The sequence below is a fragment of the Arthrobacter sp. Soil736 genome, from assembly GCF_001428005.1.
GTDB lineage: Bacteria > Actinomycetota > Actinomycetes > Actinomycetales > Micrococcaceae > Arthrobacter.
This window is the reverse complement of the sequence record NZ_LMSB01000034.1, coordinates 134,496-153,067: the sequence shown is the minus strand read 5'-3', so window position 1 is coordinate 153,067 and position 18,572 is coordinate 134,496. Positions and strand designations below refer to the sequence as shown.

Sequence of the window (18,572 nt, the reverse complement as noted above, 5' to 3'; positions counted from 1 at the left end):
AGCCCCACGTGATCACGCTCAAGAACATCATCAACGGCCAGGCTGTTGACGCCCCGGCCAGCCTGCCCTTCTTCGACCCCAGCACGGGACTCCAGATCGGCACCGCCCCGGACAGCGACGCAGCCGCCGTCGACCTCGCCTTCCAGGCCGCGCAGCAGGCGTTCAAGGGCTACAGGCGCACGACGCCGGGCGAACGCCAGGCGCTGCTGCTGCAGCTCGCGGACCTCATCGAAGCCAACGTGGACCGCCTGCTGGAGGCCGAGGTGGCGTGCACGGGCAAGCCCCGGGCCGCGACCCGCGAACTGGAGATCCTGCGCGGCGCGGACCAGCTGCGGTTCTTCGCCGGCGCCTGCCGGGTGGTGTCGGGGACGGCCTCCACCGAGTACGTCCAGGGCTTCACCTCCACCATCCGGCGCGAGCCGCTGGGCGTGGTCGCGCAGATCACCCCGTGGAACTACCCGTTCATGATGGCCATCTGGAAGATCGGCCCGGCCCTGGCCGCCGGCAACACCCTGGTCCTCAAACCTGCGGACACCACGCCGTGGTCCACGGTGTTCCTGGGCGAACTGGCCCAGGAGGTTTTCCCGGCAGGCGTCGTGAACGTCGTCTGCGGCGGCCGTGATGCCGGTGCCGCCATGGTGGACCACGAGATCCCGGAAATGGTTTCCATCACCGGCTCCACCCGTGCCGGTGCACAGGTCATGTCTGCCGCGGCCAAGACCCTCAAGGACGTCCACCTGGAACTCGGCGGCAAGGCGCCCGCGATCGTCTTCGCCGATGTGGACATCGCCCGGACCGCGCAGGAAATCGCGCTGAGCGCCTTCTTCAACGCCGGCCAGGACTGCACCGCCGTCACCCGCGTGCTGGTGGAGCAGTCCATCCACGCCGAGTTCGCCGCGGCGCTCGGAGCCGCGGCGGCCGCGCTCACCGTGGGCGGCGACGACGCGGACCTCGGCCCGCTGAACAGTGCCGCACAGCTTGAGCGGGTGGAGGGCTTCATGTCCCGGCTCCCGGCCAACGCCACCGTCCTCTCCGGCGGCAAGCGCACCGGCACCGGCTACTACTTCGAGCCCACGGTGATCGACGGCGTCTTCCAGAGCGACGAGGTGGTGTGCGACGAGATCTTCGGTCCCGTGGTCACGGTGCAGCCGTTCGCCACGGAGGAGGAGGCCATCGAGCTGGCCAACGGCACCAAGTACGCGCTGGCCTCCAGCGTCTGGTCCGACAACCACGGCGTGGTCACCCGGGTGTCCAACGAGCTCGACTTCGGCTCCGTGTGGATCAACTGCCACCAGGTGATCCCGGCCGAGGCGCCGCACGGCGGTTTCAAGCACTCCGGAACCGGCAAGGACCTGTCCGTGTTCGGACTCGAGGACTACACCCGCATCAAGTCCGTCACCACCTCCCACCGCTAACGCCAGGCATCCCATGAAACTCGATCTGCTGCTGCGCAACGCGGACATCATCACCATGGATGACCGCCGCCCGCATGCCACGTCGCTGGGAATCTGGCAGGGCCGCATCGTCGGCCTCGATGAGGACCTGGACGGCCTGGACGCGGCCGAGGTCCTGGACCTGGACGGCGCCACCGTGACTCCCGGGTTCATCGACGCCCACTGCCACACCACGTGGTTCGGGCTAGGCCTGGGCGAAGTGGACGTCTCCGGCGCCCGCGGCCTGGACCAGCTGTACGCGCTGCTGGAAGCGGACATGGCCGGCGGCAAGTCCCGCGCCGGCACGTCCGGTGACCTTGCGTCCGCTGACGGCACGGGGCCGGACCAGCAGGCCGGCTGGCTCATGGCCACGGGCTTCAGCCAGACGCACCACGGCGGCGAGTTCCCGGACATTGCGGTGCTGGACCGGATCACGGGGGACCGGCCGCTGTTCATCCGGCACAACTCCGGCCACATGGCCGTGGTGAACACCGCCGCGCTGCGGCTGGCGGGCGCCGAATCGCCGTCGTTCCCCGATCCCGACGGCGGCGTGATAGTCCGCGACGCCGGCGGGCGGCCCACGGGGCTGGTCCAGGAAACAGCGCAGCAGCTGGTCCAGGAGTTGATCCTGCCGTATTCGCTCGAGGCCATCGAAGCGGCGCTGGACCGGGCCACCCGGCACTACGCCGCGGAAGGCATCACCAGCTTCACGGAAGCCGGGATCGGCGGCGGCTGGATCGGCCACAGCCCCGTGGAACTGGCCGCCTACCAGCGCGCCGTGGCCAACGGCAGGCTGCACGCCCGAGCCCAGCTGATGCCGGTCCTGGACGTGCTCCACCCGCTCGACGGGTTCGGCTTGGAGGCCGTAGGCCTGGATCTTGGCATGGCGAGCGGTTTCGGTAACGACGTGCTATCCCTCGGCCCGGCGAAGGTGTTCCTGGACGGCTCGCTGCTGGGCGAAACCGCGGCCGTCAGCGAGGACTACTGCAGCCACGGCCACACGGACAACACGGGCAACACCGGCTACTTCCAGGCCGATCCGGAGCAGCTGCGGCGGAGCATCGAGGCCGCCTACGCGGCTGGCTGGTCCATCGCGGCGCACGCCATCGGTGACCGCGCCCTGGACCTCGCGATAGGCATCCTCACGGACTGCGCTGAAAAGTACGGGCCACGCGCCCTGCCCAACCGGATCGAACACGCCTCGGTGACCAGGCCCGACCAGGTGCAGCGGCTCGCGGACGCCGGAATCGCCGTCACCCCGCAGTCAAGTTTCTTCTTCGAGGGCGGGGACGCGATGACCGCCTCGCTGGGGCCGGAGCGGATCGGCTGGGCCTACCGTGCGGCGTCGTTCCTGGCCGCAGGCGTGACTCTCGCCGGTAGCTCGGACCGCCCCGTGGCGGACGGCAACGTGCTCCGCGGAATGCAGGCCTTCGTGGACCGGCGCACCGTCTCCGGGGCCGTTTTCGGCAACCCGGACGAGCGGCTGAGCCCCCGCCAGGCGCTGGCGGCCTACACCTCCGGGGCGGCCGCCGCCACCGGCACCGCGCAGGCCAAAGGCACACTGACGCCCGGAAAGCTGGCGGACTTCACTGTACTGTCCGGCTCGCCGCTGACCGCCCCGGACATTGCCGGCCTCCGGGTCCTTGCCACCGCCGTCGGCGGCGCATTTACCCACCGGGAGTCCTCCTTCCGGAGCCCTGTCCGTACCGGCCGGACGGCCGTCGGCCCGTCCTCCGGCATCACATTCATCAGCACAGCCACCAACTGTTCATAGGAGAGCACCGTGACCACAACAACCACCCTCAGCGCCCGCGACACCGCCTTCGTCCGCGATTTCCACACCATGAGCGAATTCGGAGCCACCGCGAACGGCGGCGTTGACAGGCAGGCCGCCTCCATCCCCGACGGCCAGCAGCGCCAGTGGCTCAAGGAACTGCTGGAGGCCAAGGGCTTCACGGTGAAGTTCGACCGCGCCGGCAACGAGTGGGGACTCTTCGAAGCAGTGCCTGGCGCACCCTACGTAGTGGTGGGCTCGCACATGGACTCGCAGCCCACCGCCGGCCGGTACGACGGCGCCTACGGCGTGCTGGCCGCCGCGCACGCGGCCTTCCGCCTGGTGGAGAAATGGGGCGCCTCCGGCCCGGACGGCCAGCCGAAGTTCAACATCGCCGTCGTCAACTGGTTCAACGAGGAAGGCTCCCGCTTCAAGCCGTCCATGATGGGCTCCTCGGTGTACACCGGCAAGCTGGAGCTGGAGACGGCACTAGCCACCACCGACGCCGTGGGCGTCACGGTCCGCGACGCGCTGGACGCCATCGGCTGCCGCGGAGACTACGAAGGGCCTGAAGCCGCATACTGCGCGGAAATCCACATCGAGCAGGGCCGCAGCATGGAGCGCGAAGGCATCACGATCGGCCTGGTGCACTCCAACTGGGCCGCCAACAAGTACGAATTCGTGGTCCACGGAGAACAGGCCCACACCGGGTCCACCGTCATCGCGGACCGGAAGGACGCCCTGCTCGGCGCCTCCATGCTGGTGGTGGCGGCGCGGGAACTGGCCGACAAGTTCCCCGGCGTGCTGCACACCTCGGTGGGCCAGCTGAACGTGTATCCGAACTCGCCCGTTGTGGTGCCGTCACGGGTCAACCTGCTGCTGGATCTGCGGAGCGCGGACGAGGCAGTCCTTGCCGAGGCCGACGCGCTCCTGCATCGGCGCATTGCGGAGATCGAGCGGCTGGCCAACATCATGGTGGAACGCAACCACTCCCACTCCTGGCCCGTCACGCCGTACCAGCCCGAGGGCGTGGAACTGGCCGCCAAGGTCGCCGCCGACCTGGGACTGACGAGCAAGCAAGTCATGACCCTCGCCGGGCACGACTCCACGAACATGAAGGACCTCGTCCCCACCGTGATGCTGTTCGTGCCCAGCGTGGACGGAATTTCGCACAACGAACACGAATACACCACGGATGAGGACATCGTCGCGGGCCTGGCCATGCTCACCGAAGTGGTCAACCGGCTCTGCAACGGCGTGCTCGAAGACTAGCGGCCGCCAGTACGCCACCGAAGCGTGAGATCTCAGGGCTTAGGTGCGGCCTAAGTGCCGGGATCCCACGCCTCGAACGCCTCGAACCGCGGGGGCTACGCCGGACGCCTGGCGGACACCCACAGCGTGGGCGGCACGTGGGGTCCCGGAGCGGCACCTCCGGCCGCATCCGGGTTGGCCACGTGCAGTGTGCGTCCGAAGGCCTCTTCCGTCACGCTGACCTGGTGCCCGGCGGCGGTGAGCCGATCACGCAAGGCGTCCAGATCGCCGTCGTACTCGAAACCGAAGCCGGACCGCGCCGGACCGGAACCGGGGCGAACCATCAGCACGCCGCCGTTCTTGGCGGTGAAGTCGGCCGTTTCGTCGGCGTCGGGAACGGGGCGGAACCGGGCGCCGATGCTCCGCAGCGTGCTGGCCGCCGCAGCCGCGTCCTCGGTGAACCAGACCGCCACCACCTTCAGCCCCGGATCGGCGTCGGCGCACTGGACGTCGTGGGCTGCTTTGTCCGCCATGAAGCTGAAGCCGTCCGCGCCCGTGACCCGGCAGGAGTCGCCGATGTCCGGCGGTACCAGCTCGGCCGGTGTGGTTCCCGTTTCCGCTCCCGCCAGATTGGTGCGCCGGGCGAACTCCTCGGGATCGCCCACTTCGACGCCGAAGGAGGTGATGCCGTCGTCCGCGGTGCCGGCCGGGGTGTGCTGGAGCGCCAGCCGGCCGGACCAGGCGTCGAACTCTTTCCAGGAGTCGTCGTCCAGGGTCTTGACCATGCCCAGGTCCGTGAGGAGCCGCTCCCACGGTTCCATCCGGGAGGTGAAATGAACGGGGCGGGCACGCAGCATGGGTTCTCCTCGGATTCGGAAAGCGCCGTCATGGCCATGATGCCACGACTTGATTCGTCCGGCACCGGGGGCAGAATAGGCGCATGGCTGTTGAACTCGACGAACTCCTGGTCAAGGACGCTGCTGAATGGCGCACGTGGCTGGAACGGCACCATGACACCAGCCCGGGCGTGTGGCTGGTGCTGCACAAGAAGGGCGGCCGCACCACGGAACTGGACTACGAAGCTGCCCTGAGCGAGGCACTGTGCTTTGGCTGGATCGACGGTCAGGGCAGGCGGCGCGACGACGACAGTTCCTTCCAGCGGATGACGCGCCGCGGGCCAAAGAGCGTCTGGTCCGCACGGAACGTGGACCGCATCGGGATGCTTGAAGCCGCCGGCAGGATGACAGCGGCGGGCCGGACCGCCGTCGACGCCGCCAAGGCCGACGGCCGCTGGGAGGCCGCATATTCGGGGCAGGCGTCGGCGGACGTCCCGGCCGATCTTGCGGCCGCGATTGCCGCCGTCCCGGAGGCCCAGACCATGTTCGACGTCCTGACGTCCGTCAACCGCTACGCCTTGATCTACCGCACCAACTCGGTGAAGCAGGCGTCCACCCGGGAGCGGAAAATTGCGGGATTCGTGGAGATGCTGGCTCGGGGCGAGACGCCGTATCCGCAGAAGAAGCGCCCTGCGGGCCAGGCGGGTGCCTGAACCGGAACAGGAAGGGACGCTCCGCCGCGCTAAAATTGATGCCACTCCCAACACGATCGGCGGACATGCAGAGGTTTTCCCTACGCAAGCTCAGCCCGCGTGCCACCTGGATTGCGGTGGCGGCGGCGCTCACGGTGGTGCTGGCTGTGACCGTTGCGGTCGGCATGGCCGGCGGGTCCGGCAGGCAGGGGCAGGGGAGCGCCGGCCCGACCCCGTCGTCGGCCGCGCCCGCCCAGCAGTCGTTCAGCAGGCCTGAGGGAGCCTCCCAGTTCCGCCCCGGCTACCACCTGACGCCCGCGAAGGAATGGATGAACGATCCTCAGCGGCCGTTCATGCTGGACGGGGTGTGGCACTACTACTACCTCTACAACGCGGACCATCCGGAGGGTAACGGCACCGAGTGGTACCACGTCACCACCACCGATCTGGTGCACTGGAAGGACGAGGGCGTGGCCATTGAGAAGTTCAAGAATGGCCTGGGCGACATCGAAACGGGCAGCGCCGTGGTGGACCACGGCAACACGGCAGGATTCGGCAAAGACGCCGTGGTCGCCGTGATGACGCAGCAGGACAAGGGCATTCAGCGCCAGTCCCTGTTCTATTCCACGGACAAGGGCTACACGTTCAAGGCCTATGACCGGAATCCCGTGATGGACAACCCGGGCAAGGAGCACTGGCGCGACCCGAAAATCATCCGTGACGAGGCCAGGGGCCAGTGGGTCATGGCCCTGGCCGAAGGCGAGAAAGTCGGCCTCTACACCTCGCGCGACCTGAAGGCCTGGCGCTACGTCTCCGGCTTTGAGCGCAAGGGCCTCGGCATCCTCGAATGCCCGGATCTCTTCGAGCTGGATCTCGACGGCGATCCGGCCAAGCGCACCTGGGTCCTGGCCGCGAGCGCCAACGGCTCCGGGGAGGGGCGGACCACGGGCGTGGCCTACTGGACCGGAACCTGGGACGGGACCACCTTCACCCCGGCTGACGGGAAGCATCAGTGGCTCGACGCCGGATCAGACTTCTACGCGGCCGTCACCTGGGATGATCCCCGGCTTCCGGACAACGAACGGACCGCGTCCCGGCACGCCATCGGCTGGATGAACAACTGGACGTACGCCCGCCAGCTGCCGACCACTGACTGGCAGGGCGGCGCCGACTCGATCGTGCGGGACATCCGCCTCAAGACCGTCCAGGGCAGGCCCTCCCTGGTCTCGACTCCCACCGGCGCCATGTCGCTTCTGGAAGGCGCTTCCAAGACAGCGGACAGCAGGCCCGTCACTCCCGCGGGCGCGGGGGACCTTCCCGCCCCCGGCAGCGGTGCCTACCGGCTGGACGTCACACTGGAACGGACCCAGGCCGACGACGGTGCGGAGGCTCTCCTGAAGCTGGGCAGCGGTTCTGCGGACTTCGCCACCGTCGGGTACAACTTCGCGGAGGGCACGGCCTCGCTGTCCAGGGCGGCCGTGGTGCCCGGCGCGGAGGCGCTGGGCCCGGTCTTCACGGACCGGAGAACCGCCCTGAGCCAGCCCCGCAACTCAGACGCGCCCGGACGGGGGAGCGTGGAGCTGACCGTCTTCGTGGACTATTCCTCGGTTGAGGTGTTCGTCAACGGCGGGGAGCAGACCCTGACCTCGCTGGTGTTCCCCCGGGAGGGGCAGCACAGGGTCAATGCCGCCACCACGGGCGGCAACGTCACCCTGAAGTCCTTCAAGTACACGCCGCTGGCCACCGCCCGGTAGGGCGGTGCGGCCCGCTGCACGGCCCGTCGCGTCAGGACTCGTCTGGAGCAGTCAGGACAGGGCGGCGCCAGTCCGGTCAGGCCAGGGCGCCGAGGGCCTGGGCCACCACCACGGCCGAGGCCGAGGACCACGCCTGCGGATGGCACGACGCCGGGTACGGCACCGCATCGCCGGACTGGGACGCGGGGGCGCCGGCGAACAGCTCCGGCAGGCGGTTCCCGAAGGACTCCGACGCCGTCAGCAGGCCGTCCGCGAGCGTGCGGGCCTCGGCGGTGAAGCCGTCGGCTAGGAGCCCGCGGATGGCGATGGCGGTATCGTGGCTCCACACCGAACCGCAGTGGTAGCTGTAGGGCCAGAAACCGGCCGCCCGGTTGGACATCGTGTGGATGCCGTAACCCGTGAACAGCTCCGGGCTCAGCAGGCGTATGGCGACGAGGCGCGTCTCCTCCGGTGACAGGATGCCCGTGCCGAGGAGGTGGCCCATGTTGGAGCCCGGGATGTCCAGCGGCACGCCGCCGCCGTCCAGCGCCATGGCCGGAAAGCCTCCGGCCGCGTCCTCCACCCAGAAGCGCTCGCGAAACCGTTGCTGGAGGGCGGCGGCGAAGTCCCGCAGCTCACCGGCGGTGGCATCCCCCGCGTCCGCGTCGGTGGCGTCGAAGAGTTCCGCCGTGGCCAGGGCCGCCTGGTAGGCGTACGCCTGGACTTCCGCCAGGGCGATGGGTCCGTCGGCGAGCCGTCCGTCACGGAACTGCATGGCATCCGCCGAATCCTTCCAGCCCTGGTTGCTCAGGCCGTGGCCGGTGGGGTCCTGGTAGGTGAGGAAGCCGGAGCCTCCCGCCGTTCCGGTTCCGTCGGGGTTGGCGGACGCGAGCAGCCAGGCCGCGGCGCGGCGGGCGTTAGGCAGCAGGGCACGGACGGCGTCGTCGGCTTTGCCCGTGTGCCACAGCTCGGACAGCAGGCACAGCCAAAGAAGCGTGGAATCCACCGCGCCGAAATACACGGGAGGGAGGCGGAGCCCCTCGCTTTCCAGCACGAGCTCCTTGGAGCGCAGCTCGTGCAGGATCTTGCCGGGCTCCTCCGCGGCGTCCGGATCGGATTTGGTGCCCTGGAATTCCGCCAGGACGCGGAGCGTGCCTACGGCCAGCCCGGCGTCGAGCGGCAGCAGCATGCGCGCGGCCCACAGCGAGTCCCGGCCGAACAGGGTGAAGTACCACGGCGCGCCGGCGGCGATGAAGGGGGCGTCGGGCAGCTGGCGCGTGGCCAGGCGCAGGCCGTCCAGCTCGTCCAGCGAATTTTCGAGGAGCGTCTGCAGCGGGCCGGAAGGCACAGCGTGGGCCGGAAACGTGAGCGAGGAAGGCGCGGCGGCCACCACGGCGCCGCCGTGATCATCCAGCACCGCCTGCCATTCGGCTTCGTAGGGCCGCCCGCGGCCCGCGGTGCCGCGCCACAGCAGCTGCTGACCCGGCCCGGTGCTGCCGGGGGCCGAGACCGTAAGGTTCCGGCCGTCGTCGTGCCAGCGCAGCACGGCGTCATCCGCCACGGGGTCCTGCGGGTCGCGGAAGCGGCTCAGCCGGATGCCGGCCATGTCGGTGAAGTCGGCTGCGAGCCCGATGGCGAGTTCGACGTCGAGCTCCTCGAGGGAGGTGCTGATCCGCAGGCCGTGCCGGACGACGCCCGGAGTGACGGTCCAGGTCTGCAGGAGTTCGACGGCGGGATCCGCCGTGCGCCCGGCGATCCCCCTGATGAGTCCCCGGACCCGCAGGACGCCGCCCGGGGCCGGGTCCACGGAAACCTGTTCCGGCTCCATGCCGTTGACGGTGACGGACGCCCGGCAGAGCATGCGTGTGTCGCCGTGCAGGAGTCCCGTGAATGTGGGGCCGCCGGAGAGCCGGCCGTCGGCGTCCAGCCACAGCTGGGTGGGAGCGGCAACTGAACAGTACTGACGGTGAAGACCCGGCTGAACACTCATGCGCCCAGCCTACGCGGGACGCCGGGAGGCCGGGATTTCGACAGGCTCAGTCAGCGGAACGGGGCCGGTCGCCGGGATTTCGACAGGCTCAGTCAGCGGACGGCTCAGTCGGCGTCGATCGGGAACGCCACCGCTTCGCCCACCACGCGCAGGCACAGTTCGGTGCCGGGCTGGGCGATGGACGCGTTCCAGTGCCGGATGGTGATCACTTCGCCGCCGCCGGGGTAGCGGTGGTCCTTCATGACTCCGGCGAGTTTCGGCGGCACGGCGAGCTTCAGTCGCACGGTGGTCTCGGGGCCGAAGTAGTCGGTGTCCACCACCACGCCGCGGATGGGCCCGTCCTCGGCGATGCGGATCTGTTCGGGGCGGAGCATCAGCTGGACGCGGCCCTGGGCCGGCGGGCGCCGGACGGGGATGCCGCCGAGGGAGCACGTGGCCAGGGAGCCCTCCATCCAGGCGTCGAGGATCACGGCGTCGCCCAGGAATTCGGCAGTGGCACGGTCCGCCGGACGCGTGTAGACGACGAACGGGTTGCCGATCTGCGCCAGCTTGCCGCCGCGCATGACGGCGACCTGGTCGGCGAAGGACAGGGCCTCCGCCTGGTCGTGGGTCACCAGGATGGTGGTCACGCCGGCCTCGTTGAGGACCTTGGCCACCGCCCGGCGGGTGGCGACCCTCAGTCCGGCGTCCAGGGCGGAAAACGGCTCGTCCAGGAGCATGAGTTCGGGCTCACGGGCCAGGGCACGGGCCAGGGCCACCCGCTGCTGCTGGCCGCCGGACAGCTGGTGCGGGCGCCGCTTGGCCATGGCGGTGTCCAGGGAGACCATTTCCAGCAGTTCGTTGACGCGGGCCAAGACCGCGCGGCGGCCGCCGTCGAGCTTTCCGGCGCTGAGCCCGAAGGCGATGTTCTGGCCTACGGTCAGGTGCGGGAACAGGGCGCCGTCCTGGGCCACGTATCCGACGTGGCGCTTGTGCGCAGGCTTCCACACGCCGTTGCCGGCCACCGGGTTGCCGTTCAGCAGGATGGTGCCGGTGCCGGGGTGCTCGAAGCCGGCGATCAGGCGCAGCAGCGTGGTCTTGCCGGAACCGGAGGGACCCACGATGGCGGTGGTCCCGCCCTTGGCCACGGACAGGTTGACGCCCTTGAGGACGGCCTGGGAACCGAAGTCCTTGGTGACCGAGTCGATCTCCAGGTGGCTGTTGGTGCTGGGCGCCACGGAGGCTGAGACCCGTGGTTCCGGGAGCCTGGACGGGGATTGTTCGGTCACTGTCCCGCTACTTTCTTGGACTGCTGGAAGAGCAAATAGGTCATGGGTGCCGAGATCACGATCATCAGCAGGGCATAGGGCGCGGCGCCGGCGTAGTCGATTTCGCTGCTCTTGCTCCAGAATTCCGTGGCAAGCGTTTTTGTGCCGTTGGGGGAGAGGAGCAGCGTTGCGGTGAGCTCGTTGGCGATGGCAAGGAAGACGAGCGCCGCGCCGCCCGCCGCGGCCGGGGCCGTGAGCCGCAGCGTGACGCGGAGGAAGGCCAGCAGCGGCGGACTGCCCAGGGCCTGCGCCGCCTCGTCCAGCTCCTTCGGTGCCTGCGCCAGCCCGGCACGGATGTTCACCAGGGCCCGCGGCAGGAACAGGAGCACATAGGCCGCGATCAGGACCCCGGAGGTCTGGTACACGCCGGGGACCAGCCGGATGCTGACGGTGACGAAGGCGAGGCCCACCACGATTCCGGGCATCGAGCTCGTGACGTAGTTGGACAGCTCCAGCGCCTTGCTGAACCAGCTGGCGTGCCGCACGGCGAGATACGCCATGGGGAACGCGACAATGGTGGTGACCACGGCGCCGGCCAGGCCGTAGCCGAGGGTCTGCAGCAGGGCGGGGATGAATTCGTCGGCGGTCCAGATGTCCGCCCCGCCCGCGATGATCCAGCGCAGCACAAAGACTAGCGGAAGCCCGAACGCCAATGCGGTGAGCGCAAGCAGGAACAGCTGGGCTGGGAGCTGGTAGAGATGCAGCGGAAGCGTAAGCGCCTTGGCCTGGGCGCCCGAGCCCACCCTGGCGTACCGCGCGTTGCCCCGGCTCCGGACCTCGGCCAGCAGCAGGATGAGGCAGAAGAACACGAGCACGCTGGCCAGCATGTTTCCGGCAGTGCCGTTGAACGTTGACCGGTACTGCACCATGATCGCTGTCGTGAAGGTGTCGAACCGGATCATGGCGAAGGCGCCGTACTCGGCGAGCAGGTGCAGGGACACGAGAAGGGCGCCGCCGGTCATGGCGATCCGCAGCTGCGGCAGAACCACGCGGAAGAAGGCCCGCCAGGCGCCGAGCCCCAGCGATGCCGCGGACTGTTCCACCGCGGGATCGAGCCGGCTGAGGGTCGCTGCGGCCGGGATGTAGACGAGCGGGAAGTAGGACAGCGTGGCGATCAGCACGCCCGAGGACAGGCCCTCGAGCGACGGCACGGCCGACACCCACGCATAGCTGTTCACGAAGGCGGGAATGGCCAGTGGAGCCGCGAGGAGCACAGCCCAGATCTTGTGGCCGCGAAGCGTGGTCCGCTCCACGAGCCAGGCGCCGCCCACGCCCAGGACCAGGCACAGCGGCACGGTGATCACGATCAGCAGAACCGTGTTCAGCAGCAGCTCGCCGACGCGCGGCCGGAAGATCAGCGCCGCCGCCGTGTCCCAGCCGGTTGCGGCCGTCATGAAGGCGACGTATCCCAGCGGGACAAGGGAGAACAGTGCGATCAGCACTGCGAGGACGGCTATGGCGGATACGCCGAAAGGCGGGCGGGGGCGCTTGCCCCGGCCCGCCGTCGTCGTGCTTCCGGAAATTTCCGGCGCCGATAGATCAGTGGTCACTGAATTACAGCAGTCCTGCCTTGGTCATCAGCTCGGTGACCTTCTGGGAGTTCAGCTTGGCCGGGTCCACCGTGGGGGCCTGGAGGTCCTTGATGGGGACCAGCTTCTCGTTGGCCGGGACCTCGGAGGCGATGGCGTACTCGAAGGAGGTGCCCTTCTGCAGGACCTCCTGGCCCTTCTTGCCCGTGATGAACTTCAGGAAGGCCTGGGCCTTGTCAGCGTTCTTGGAGGACTTCAGCACGCCGCCGCCGGAGACCGAGAGGAAAGCGCCCGGGTCCTGGTTCTTGAAGTAGTACTGGCTGACGTTCTTGGAGTTCTCGCCGGTCTTGGCCTGGTCGCCGAAGTAGTAATAGTGGTAGATCAGGGCCGAGTCGACCTCGCCGGCGTTGACGGCCTTCATGGCCGTGCTGTTGCCCTTGTAGACCTTGGCGTTGTCCTTCATGGCCTTGAGCCACTCGTCGGCTGCAGCGTCGCCCTTGAGCTCGACAAGGGCGGCAACGATCGCCTGGAAGTCGGCGCCGGACGGCGAGGCCGCCCACTTGCCCTTCCACTCCGGCTTGGCCAGGTCCAGCATGGACTTGGGCAGCTTGTCTTCGGTCAGCTTGGTCTTGTCGTAGACAAGGACGGTGGAGCGGGCGGCGATGCCGGTCCACTTGTTGGTGCTCGGACGGAACGCTTCGGGAACCTGGGCGACAGTGTCCTTGTCCACGTCAGCGAACAGTCCGGCGTTCTCCACCTGCGCCATTGCGGGGGAGTTCTCCGTGAGGAAGACGTCCGCCGGGGAGGCCTGGCCTTCCTGGACGATCTGGTTGGACATCTCGGTGTCGTCGCCCTGGCGCAGGGTGACCTTGATGCCGGTTTCCTTGGTGAACGCGTCTACCCATTCCTGGGTGAGGCTTTCGTGCTGGGCGTTGTAGACCGTGATCTCGCCGTTGGTGGCTGCTGCGGAGCCGGAGCCGGCGGGGGCGGGGGAGCCGCCGCAGGCCGATAGGCCGAGGGCCGCGGTGGCTGCGAGCGCGATGCCGGCCAGCGCGTTGTTGCGGATCTTCATCGGGGCTTCTTTCTGCAAAAGTCTGGTGGACCGGGGTCCTGGTGAGCTGGGGAAGTTAGGTGAAGCTCACTTCGAAAACTGTAGGTTAGCCAAACCTAAGCATCCAAGCCGCAGGGCCCTTAAGTGACGAGGATCACATCAATTACGTAACTATTGCGTGCCGTAATTGGGCCCCGGGGGTGGGCCGGCTGGCAGACGGCCGTTCGGGCGGCTCCGGCGGGTTGGTGCCGGCGGGTTGGTTCCGGCGGGGGCTAGTGCGGTCCGGCGGCGATCGCCGCCGCCGCTTCGAGCGTCATCCACGCCTGGAGCTGGGTGGAAAGTTCGACGGCGGTGCCCGGCGGATAGGTCGAGCTCGCGGGCAGTGCCGGCTCGGACGAGAAGATCAGGCTGTCCTGCCGGCCGTGTTTCGCCAGGGCCTCGTCCGGGGAAATGCTTCGCCGCCCCGCCCAGAACGCCTCGGCGGTCTCCGTGACCAGTTGCGCGGCGGTGGTGCGGGTCGCCTCCGGCAGGCGTCCGTCGCGGGCGGCGAGTGCCAGGTAGCGCGCCAGAATCCCCGTGAACAGGCCGCCGTCGCCCGTTCCGTCACAGCGGAGGGCGGCGGAGCGGGACGTGTCGGTGTCCGTTGTGCCGGACTCTGTTCCGCCGGTGTCTGATGTGCCCGCCCCGGGGACGGTGAGGTGCCGCGCCACCGCGTCCACCACTTCCGCCGCCCGCGCCAGGTTGGCGGTGCCGCCGAGTTCCAGCAGGGCGCCGAGGACCGGGCCCTGGTTGTAGGTGTAGATGGCGTCCACCAGGACCGCCTCGCCCGCCGCGTTGATCCGGAGTCCGTCCAGGTAGAGGCCCCGGCCGGGATCGAAAAGCCTGGCGTCGAGCCAGTCCAGCAGGGCCTGTGCCTTGGCCGGGTTGCCCGTGCGTGCGTAGTAGAGCGCCACCGGTGCCGTGGCGGGGGTGTTCTTGAAGTCCCTCTTCGTGCTCCAGAACGTGCCTCCGCCGAGGTCGTCCGTGGAGGCCGAATCGAACTGCAGCGTCAGGCTCTTTCGGATGCGGCCATCGCGCCGGCGGCTTGGCCTGCGGCTCTCCTCCGCCAGTTGCTCCAGCCGAAGAGTGGCCAGCGCCAGCCAAGCCATGTCGTCGTAGTAGCTGTTGACGTACGTCAGGAAGTTGCGCAGCCGGATGCCGGTGACCAGCCGCGAAGCGAGCCGGCCCGCGCTGGGGCGGTGTTCGCCGTCGTACTTCGCCGGCGGCTGCCCGGTAGTCCCGAGTTCGCGGCGGCCGGTGTCCACGAGGCAGTCCACATAGTGTGCCTGCCACCAGTAGTGCCATGGGCGGGCGAGGTTTTTCAGGCGGCCGGAGGGCCGGGTGATGGCGGCGATGTGGGTCCCGGGCAGGAAGAGCAGCCGCTGGCCGAACAGGCTGGTGACCGAGCGGGCGGCCTCGTTGGCGCGAACTGCCCAGTCCGCCGCGGCGGCGGCGTCAGCGGCGGCGTCAGGTCCAGTCTGGTCCTGGTGCGCCGTCGCTGGGCGGGTGGGCTCCGCGTCGGGCTGCGTCATGTGGCCAGCCTAGCGAATGGCCGCAACTGCAGGGCAGGGGTGCGCCCGGATGCACTTTCAGTTAACATTCACTAACTAATGTTCGCGGCCGGTGGCCGGTTCCACATCAAGGAGGATGTATGGACATCAAGGGTTCCGTCGCGCTGATCACGGGCGGGGCGTCCGGCCTGGGCGCTGCCACGGCCCGGCGGCTGTTCGACGCCGGCGCATCCGTCGTCCTCGCGGATCTGGGGTCCTCGGCCGGAGCCGCCTACGCCGACGAACTGAACGCGAGCAGCGCCGGCGGGGAGGCCGGCAGAGGCGGGCAGGCCGGCACGGCCGGTGGCAACACGGCGGTCTTTGTTCCCGCCGACGTGACGAACGAGCAGCAGGTGCAGGCCGCCGTCGACGCCGCGGCAGAATTGGGTCCGCTGCGGATCGTGGTGAACTGCGCCGGCGTGGCCACACCGGGGAAGGTCCTGGGGCGCGACGGCGTCCTGCCGCTTGAAACCTTCAACCGCGTGATCCAGATCAACCTGGTGGGCACCTTCAACGTCATCAGGCTGGCGGCCGCGGCGATGGCCGCAACGGAACCCGCAGTCACGGAACTGGGCGGGGAGGAGCGGGGCGTCATCATCAACACGGCCTCCGTCGCCGCGTTCGACGGCCAGATCGGCCAGCCGGCCTATGCCGCTTCGAAGGGTGCGGTGGCGGCCATGACGCTGCCGCTGGCCCGCGAACTGGCCCGCTCGCTGATCCGCGTGGTGACCATCGCGCCGGGCATCTTCGAGACGCCCATGATGGCCGGCCTGCCGCAGGAAGCCCAGGAGTCGCTGGGGAAGCAGGTGCCGCATCCGTCCCGCCTGGGCCGGCCGGCCGAGTACGCCAACCTCGCCGCGCACATCGTGGACAACGCCATGCTCAACGGCGAAACCATCCGCCTTGACGGCGCCATCCGAATGGGCCCGAAATGACGCAGGCAACCGGGGTTGAGGCCCTTCCCACGGCCGACTTCTTCGACTATGAGGCACTGCTCAGCGTCAGCGAGCAGCGGAAACTCCAGGAGCTGCGGGAATTCCTGGCAGCGGAGATCGCACCGTACGCGGGGGAGTGGTGGAACAGGGCCGAGTTCCCCGCGCACATCCTGCCGAAGCTCGCGGCCCTGGAGCTGAGCACGCCGGCCCAGCGCGGCTACAGCCACCTGTTTGCCGGCCTGGTGATCGCGGAAATGACGCGCGTGGACACCTCGATCGCCACGTTCTTCCTGGTCCATCACGACCTCTTCGTGGAGTCCCTCTACGAATTCGGCTCGGAGGAGCAGCGGAACCGCCTGCTGGATGACGCTTCGAACCTGCGGACCACCGGCGCCTTCGCCCTGACCGAGCCCGGGCACGGCTCCGACGTCGCCGGCGGTATGGAAACCCGGGCACGCCGGGTGTCGGGCCTGACGGGAGCTGCCGACGGCGGCGGCGACTGCTGGGTGCTCAACGGCGCCAAACGCTGGATAGGTAACGGGACGTTCTGCGACTACATGCTGGTGTGGGCGAGGGACGAGGCCGACGGCGCCATCCGCGGCTTTATTGTGGATGCCGGCCTGCCGGGAGTGAGCCGGCGCCGGATCGAGAACAAGATTGCGCTGCGCACGGTGCAGAACGCGGACATCGTGTTCGAGGACGTCCGCGTTCCTGAGGCCGACCGGTTTGCCGGAATCAACGGCTTCGAGGACACCAACGCCCTGCTCCGCGGGTCCCGGATCATGGTGGCGTGGCAGGCGGTGGGGCAGCAGTTGGCCGCGTTCGACGTCGCCCGGCAGTACGCCGTCGAGCGCCAGCAGTTCGGCCGTCCGCTCGCGAAGTTCCAGCTCATCCAGCAGCAGCTGGTCACCATGCTGGGCAACGCCGTGGCGAGCATGGGCATGATGGTGCGGATCGCGCAGCTGCAGGACCGTGGCGCGGCGGACATGGCGCAGGTGGCCCTGGCCAAGTCCTACACCTCGGCCCGGATGCGCGAAACCGTGGCCATGGGCCGGTCCCTGCTGGGCGGCAACGGGATCGTCACGGACTACCGGATGGCCAAGATCTTCGCCGACGCCGAGGCCATCTACACGTACGAGGGCTCCTACGAGATCAACACGCTCATCGTGGGCCGCGCCGTCACCGGGGTGTCCGCGATCGTCTGAGCTTTCGTTTCCGGCCCGGCACCAGCGCGAACGAACACTTGAGGCCCCCGGGGTGGGGCTGAAGTGTTCGTTCGCGCCGGGGGGTGGGGCTGAAGTGTCCGTTCGCGCTGAGGGGGCGGGGCTTAAGTGTTCGTTCGCGCTCAGAAGGCGGGCTGCTTTTCGCCGGCTTCGATCCGGGCGTCCAGGCTGTTGTTCTTCACCGGCATGGGGCACGTGCCGTACGGCGTGAAGGCGCTGGGATAGTTGATGGCGCGGTTGAAGTCCAGGATCACGGTCCCGTCTGGCCTGGGCCGGGCCGTGGAGACCTTCCGCCACTCGTCCGTGGTGTCGCCGTTGGATTCGTCGTGGAACGTGACGGTCAGCGCTCCGAGCTTCTCTTCTTCGGCGTGAAGCCGGTACTCGTGGTCCTTCCCGGGCAGCCGGAACACCAGCTCGCCGACACTCCGGTGCACGCCGTCCACCAGCGGGTTCGCGGTTGCGATCGGAACGTCCTCCGGCTCGGCAAACGCCTCGAACCGTGCCTCAACCACCAGGTCGGGGCGGTAATCAAAGGTGGGCACGCCGTCGAACTCGGTGAACACCGGCGATTTCGAGTCACGGGTGCGGATGGCGTATTTGTCGGCCCGCATGGCCAGCTCCACCACCACCTGCTTGCCGTCCCCGCCGCCGAACTGCACCCACATCAGGGATTCCTCGTCGGCGAGCTGCGCCGTGACGGTGCCGTCCACGGGCTCTCCCGTTTCCACCAGTGTGAGCCCGTCCGAGGCCGCGGCGGTGAGCGCCGCCGTCGTGCCGTCCGTTGACCACAAGCCGGGCGCGAGGTCGACGGCGGACGGCTGGCTTTCCAGCCACTGGAACGACGTGAGCGTCAGCCAGCCGTAGTCCGCAGCGAGGGCGGTGTTGCGGCTGCTGCGGAAGCGGCGCCAGCGTTCCAGCTGCGCGTCTGGTGCGGTGCTCATGGTTCCTCCAAGGTGGGTGTCAATCTGGCCAGCTTAGGGGTCAACCCGGTGCGGCGGCACTTCATTCCGCAGCTGCTGCCTTCTGGGGACTGCCGGGCTGCGGGCGGCTGGCGTAGCCTTGGAATTGGGCTTTTACCCGCTCACGATGAGGTTGCCCGCGGACCCTTACCGCGCCGGGCCGGAGGAGTTCAAGGGCACGACAGCATCTGAGACATATTCCCGGCGTCCAGCCGGCTGCGGGTAACATCCCATAGGAACAAGTAACCCGGCTCACAGTATCCAGCGCAG

14 protein-coding genes are annotated in these 18,572 nt (G+C 68.9%); 7 read left to right on the top strand and 7 right to left on the bottom strand.

Annotation, left to right across the window (positions count from 1 at the left end; all coding sequences use genetic code 11):
* Positions 1 to 8: 8 nt before the first annotated feature.
* From ASG92_RS17660 to ASG92_RS17650, 3 genes are read left to right on the top strand one after another with little or no spacing between them, the layout of a single operon-like run.
* A complete protein-coding gene (locus ASG92_RS17660) occupies positions 9 to 1,415 on the top strand; it encodes a gamma-aminobutyraldehyde dehydrogenase (protein ID WP_056631069.1) in 1,407 nt (468 codons plus the stop codon).
* Positions 1,416 to 1,428: 13 nt separating this feature from the next.
* Positions 1,429 to 3,207 carry an amidohydrolase gene (locus ASG92_RS17655; RefSeq protein ID WP_056631066.1) on the top strand — a complete coding sequence of 593 codons (1,779 nt, stop codon included), beginning with the start codon at positions 1,429 to 1,431 and terminating at the stop codon, positions 3,205 to 3,207.
* A 9-nt stretch (positions 3,208 to 3,216) separates the two neighbouring features.
* A complete protein-coding gene (locus tag ASG92_RS17650) occupies positions 3,217 to 4,479 on the top strand; it encodes a M20 family metallo-hydrolase (RefSeq protein ID WP_056631063.1) in 1,263 nt (420 codons plus the stop codon).
* 95 nt (positions 4,480 to 4,574) lie between these two features.
* Here ASG92_RS17650 and ASG92_RS17645 read toward each other — a convergent pair whose 3' ends face one another.
* A complete protein-coding gene (locus ASG92_RS17645) occupies positions 4,575 to 5,315 on the bottom strand; it encodes a hypothetical protein (RefSeq protein WP_056631060.1) in 741 nt (246 codons plus the stop codon).
* 83 nt (positions 5,316 to 5,398) lie between these two features.
* Between ASG92_RS17645 and ASG92_RS17640 the strand changes: the two genes are divergently transcribed.
* Together ASG92_RS17640 and ASG92_RS17635 are read left to right on the top strand one after the other, a co-directional pair.
* Entirely contained in the window at positions 5,399 to 6,007 is a 609-nt protein-coding gene (locus ASG92_RS17640; protein WP_056631057.1) for a YdeI/OmpD-associated family protein, read from the top strand.
* Positions 6,008 to 6,072: 65 nt separating this feature from the next.
* Positions 6,073 to 7,740: a glycoside hydrolase family 32 protein gene (locus ASG92_RS17635; RefSeq protein WP_056631054.1), complete on the top strand. Its 1,668-nt coding sequence runs from the start codon at positions 6,073 to 6,075 to the stop codon at positions 7,738 to 7,740.
* 76 nt (positions 7,741 to 7,816) lie between these two features.
* On the opposite strand, the gene ASG92_RS17630 is transcribed toward ASG92_RS17635, so the two are convergent.
* The 5 genes from ASG92_RS17630 to ASG92_RS17610 all read right to left on the bottom strand — a co-directional run bounded on the left by ASG92_RS17630 (position 7,817) and on the right by ASG92_RS17610 (position 15,167).
* Positions 7,817 to 9,709: a glycogen debranching N-terminal domain-containing protein gene (locus ASG92_RS17630; RefSeq protein ID WP_056631051.1), complete on the bottom strand. Its 1,893-nt coding sequence runs from the start codon at positions 9,707 to 9,709 to the stop codon at positions 7,817 to 7,819.
* Positions 9,710 to 9,813: 104 nt separating this feature from the next.
* On the bottom strand, positions 9,814 to 10,977 hold the full coding sequence (locus ASG92_RS17625) for an ABC transporter ATP-binding protein (RefSeq protein WP_200952011.1): 1,164 nt from the start codon (positions 10,975 to 10,977) through the stop codon (positions 9,814 to 9,816).
* On the bottom strand, positions 10,974 to 12,566 hold the full coding sequence (locus tag ASG92_RS17620) for an iron ABC transporter permease (RefSeq protein ID WP_200952010.1): 1,593 nt from the start codon (positions 12,564 to 12,566) through the stop codon (positions 10,974 to 10,976). The genes ASG92_RS17625 and ASG92_RS17620 overlap by 4 nt, the downstream gene beginning before the upstream one ends.
* Positions 12,567 to 12,570: 4 nt before the next feature.
* On the bottom strand, positions 12,571 to 13,617 hold the full coding sequence (locus ASG92_RS17615; protein WP_056631048.1) for an iron ABC transporter substrate-binding protein: 1,047 nt from the start codon (positions 13,615 to 13,617) through the stop codon (positions 12,571 to 12,573).
* Between the two features lie 251 nt (positions 13,618 to 13,868).
* A complete protein-coding gene (locus tag ASG92_RS17610) occupies positions 13,869 to 15,167 on the bottom strand; it encodes a glycoside hydrolase family 76 protein (RefSeq protein WP_056631045.1) in 1,299 nt (432 codons plus the stop codon).
* A gap of 119 nt (positions 15,168 to 15,286) precedes the next feature.
* Here ASG92_RS17610 and ASG92_RS17605 point away from each other — a divergent pair, with 119 nt between their 5' ends.
* Together ASG92_RS17605 and ASG92_RS17600 are read left to right on the top strand one after the other, a co-directional pair.
* Positions 15,287 to 16,120 carry an SDR family NAD(P)-dependent oxidoreductase gene (locus ASG92_RS17605; RefSeq protein ID WP_056631043.1) on the top strand — a complete coding sequence of 278 codons (834 nt, stop codon included), beginning with the start codon at positions 15,287 to 15,289 and terminating at the stop codon, positions 16,118 to 16,120.
* Complete coding sequence (locus ASG92_RS17600; protein WP_056631041.1) at positions 16,117 to 17,325, top strand: acyl-CoA dehydrogenase family protein; 1,209 nt, start codon at positions 16,117 to 16,119, stop codon at positions 17,323 to 17,325. Before ASG92_RS17605 ends, ASG92_RS17600 begins: the two co-directional genes overlap by 4 nt.
* Before the next feature lie 140 nt (positions 17,326 to 17,465).
* On the opposite strand, the gene ASG92_RS17595 is transcribed toward ASG92_RS17600, so the two are convergent.
* Entirely contained in the window at positions 17,466 to 18,284 is an 819-nt protein-coding gene (locus ASG92_RS17595; RefSeq protein ID WP_056631039.1) for a DUF1684 domain-containing protein, read from the bottom strand.
* Between the last annotated feature and the right edge of the window lie 288 nt (positions 18,285 to 18,572).

Coding starts and splice junctions, on each gene's coding strand:
- ASG92_RS17655 (WP_056631066.1), top strand. CDS start 1,429: ATGAAACTCGATCTGCTGCTGCGCAACGCGGACATCATCACCATGGAT.
- ASG92_RS17645 (WP_056631060.1), bottom strand. CDS start 5,315: ATGCTGCGTGCCCGCCCCGTTCATTTCACCTCCCGGATGGAACCGTGG.
- ASG92_RS17640 (WP_056631057.1), top strand. CDS start 5,399: ATGGCTGTTGAACTCGACGAACTCCTGGTCAAGGACGCTGCTGAATGG.
- ASG92_RS17635 (WP_056631054.1), top strand. CDS start 6,073: ATGCAGAGGTTTTCCCTACGCAAGCTCAGCCCGCGTGCCACCTGGATT.
- ASG92_RS17630 (WP_056631051.1), bottom strand. CDS start 9,709: ATGAGTGTTCAGCCGGGTCTTCACCGTCAGTACTGTTCAGTTGCCGCT.
- ASG92_RS17615 (WP_056631048.1), bottom strand. CDS start 13,617: ATGAAGATCCGCAACAACGCGCTGGCCGGCATCGCGCTCGCAGCCACC.
- ASG92_RS17610 (WP_056631045.1), bottom strand. CDS start 15,167: ATGACGCAGCCCGACGCGGAGCCCACCCGCCCAGCGACGGCGCACCAG.
- ASG92_RS17605 (WP_056631043.1), top strand. CDS start 15,287: ATGGACATCAAGGGTTCCGTCGCGCTGATCACGGGCGGGGCGTCCGGC.
- ASG92_RS17600 (WP_056631041.1), top strand. CDS start 16,117: ATGACGCAGGCAACCGGGGTTGAGGCCCTTCCCACGGCCGACTTCTTC.
- ASG92_RS17595 (WP_056631039.1), bottom strand. CDS start 18,284: ATGAGCACCGCACCAGACGCGCAGCTGGAACGCTGGCGCCGCTTCCGC.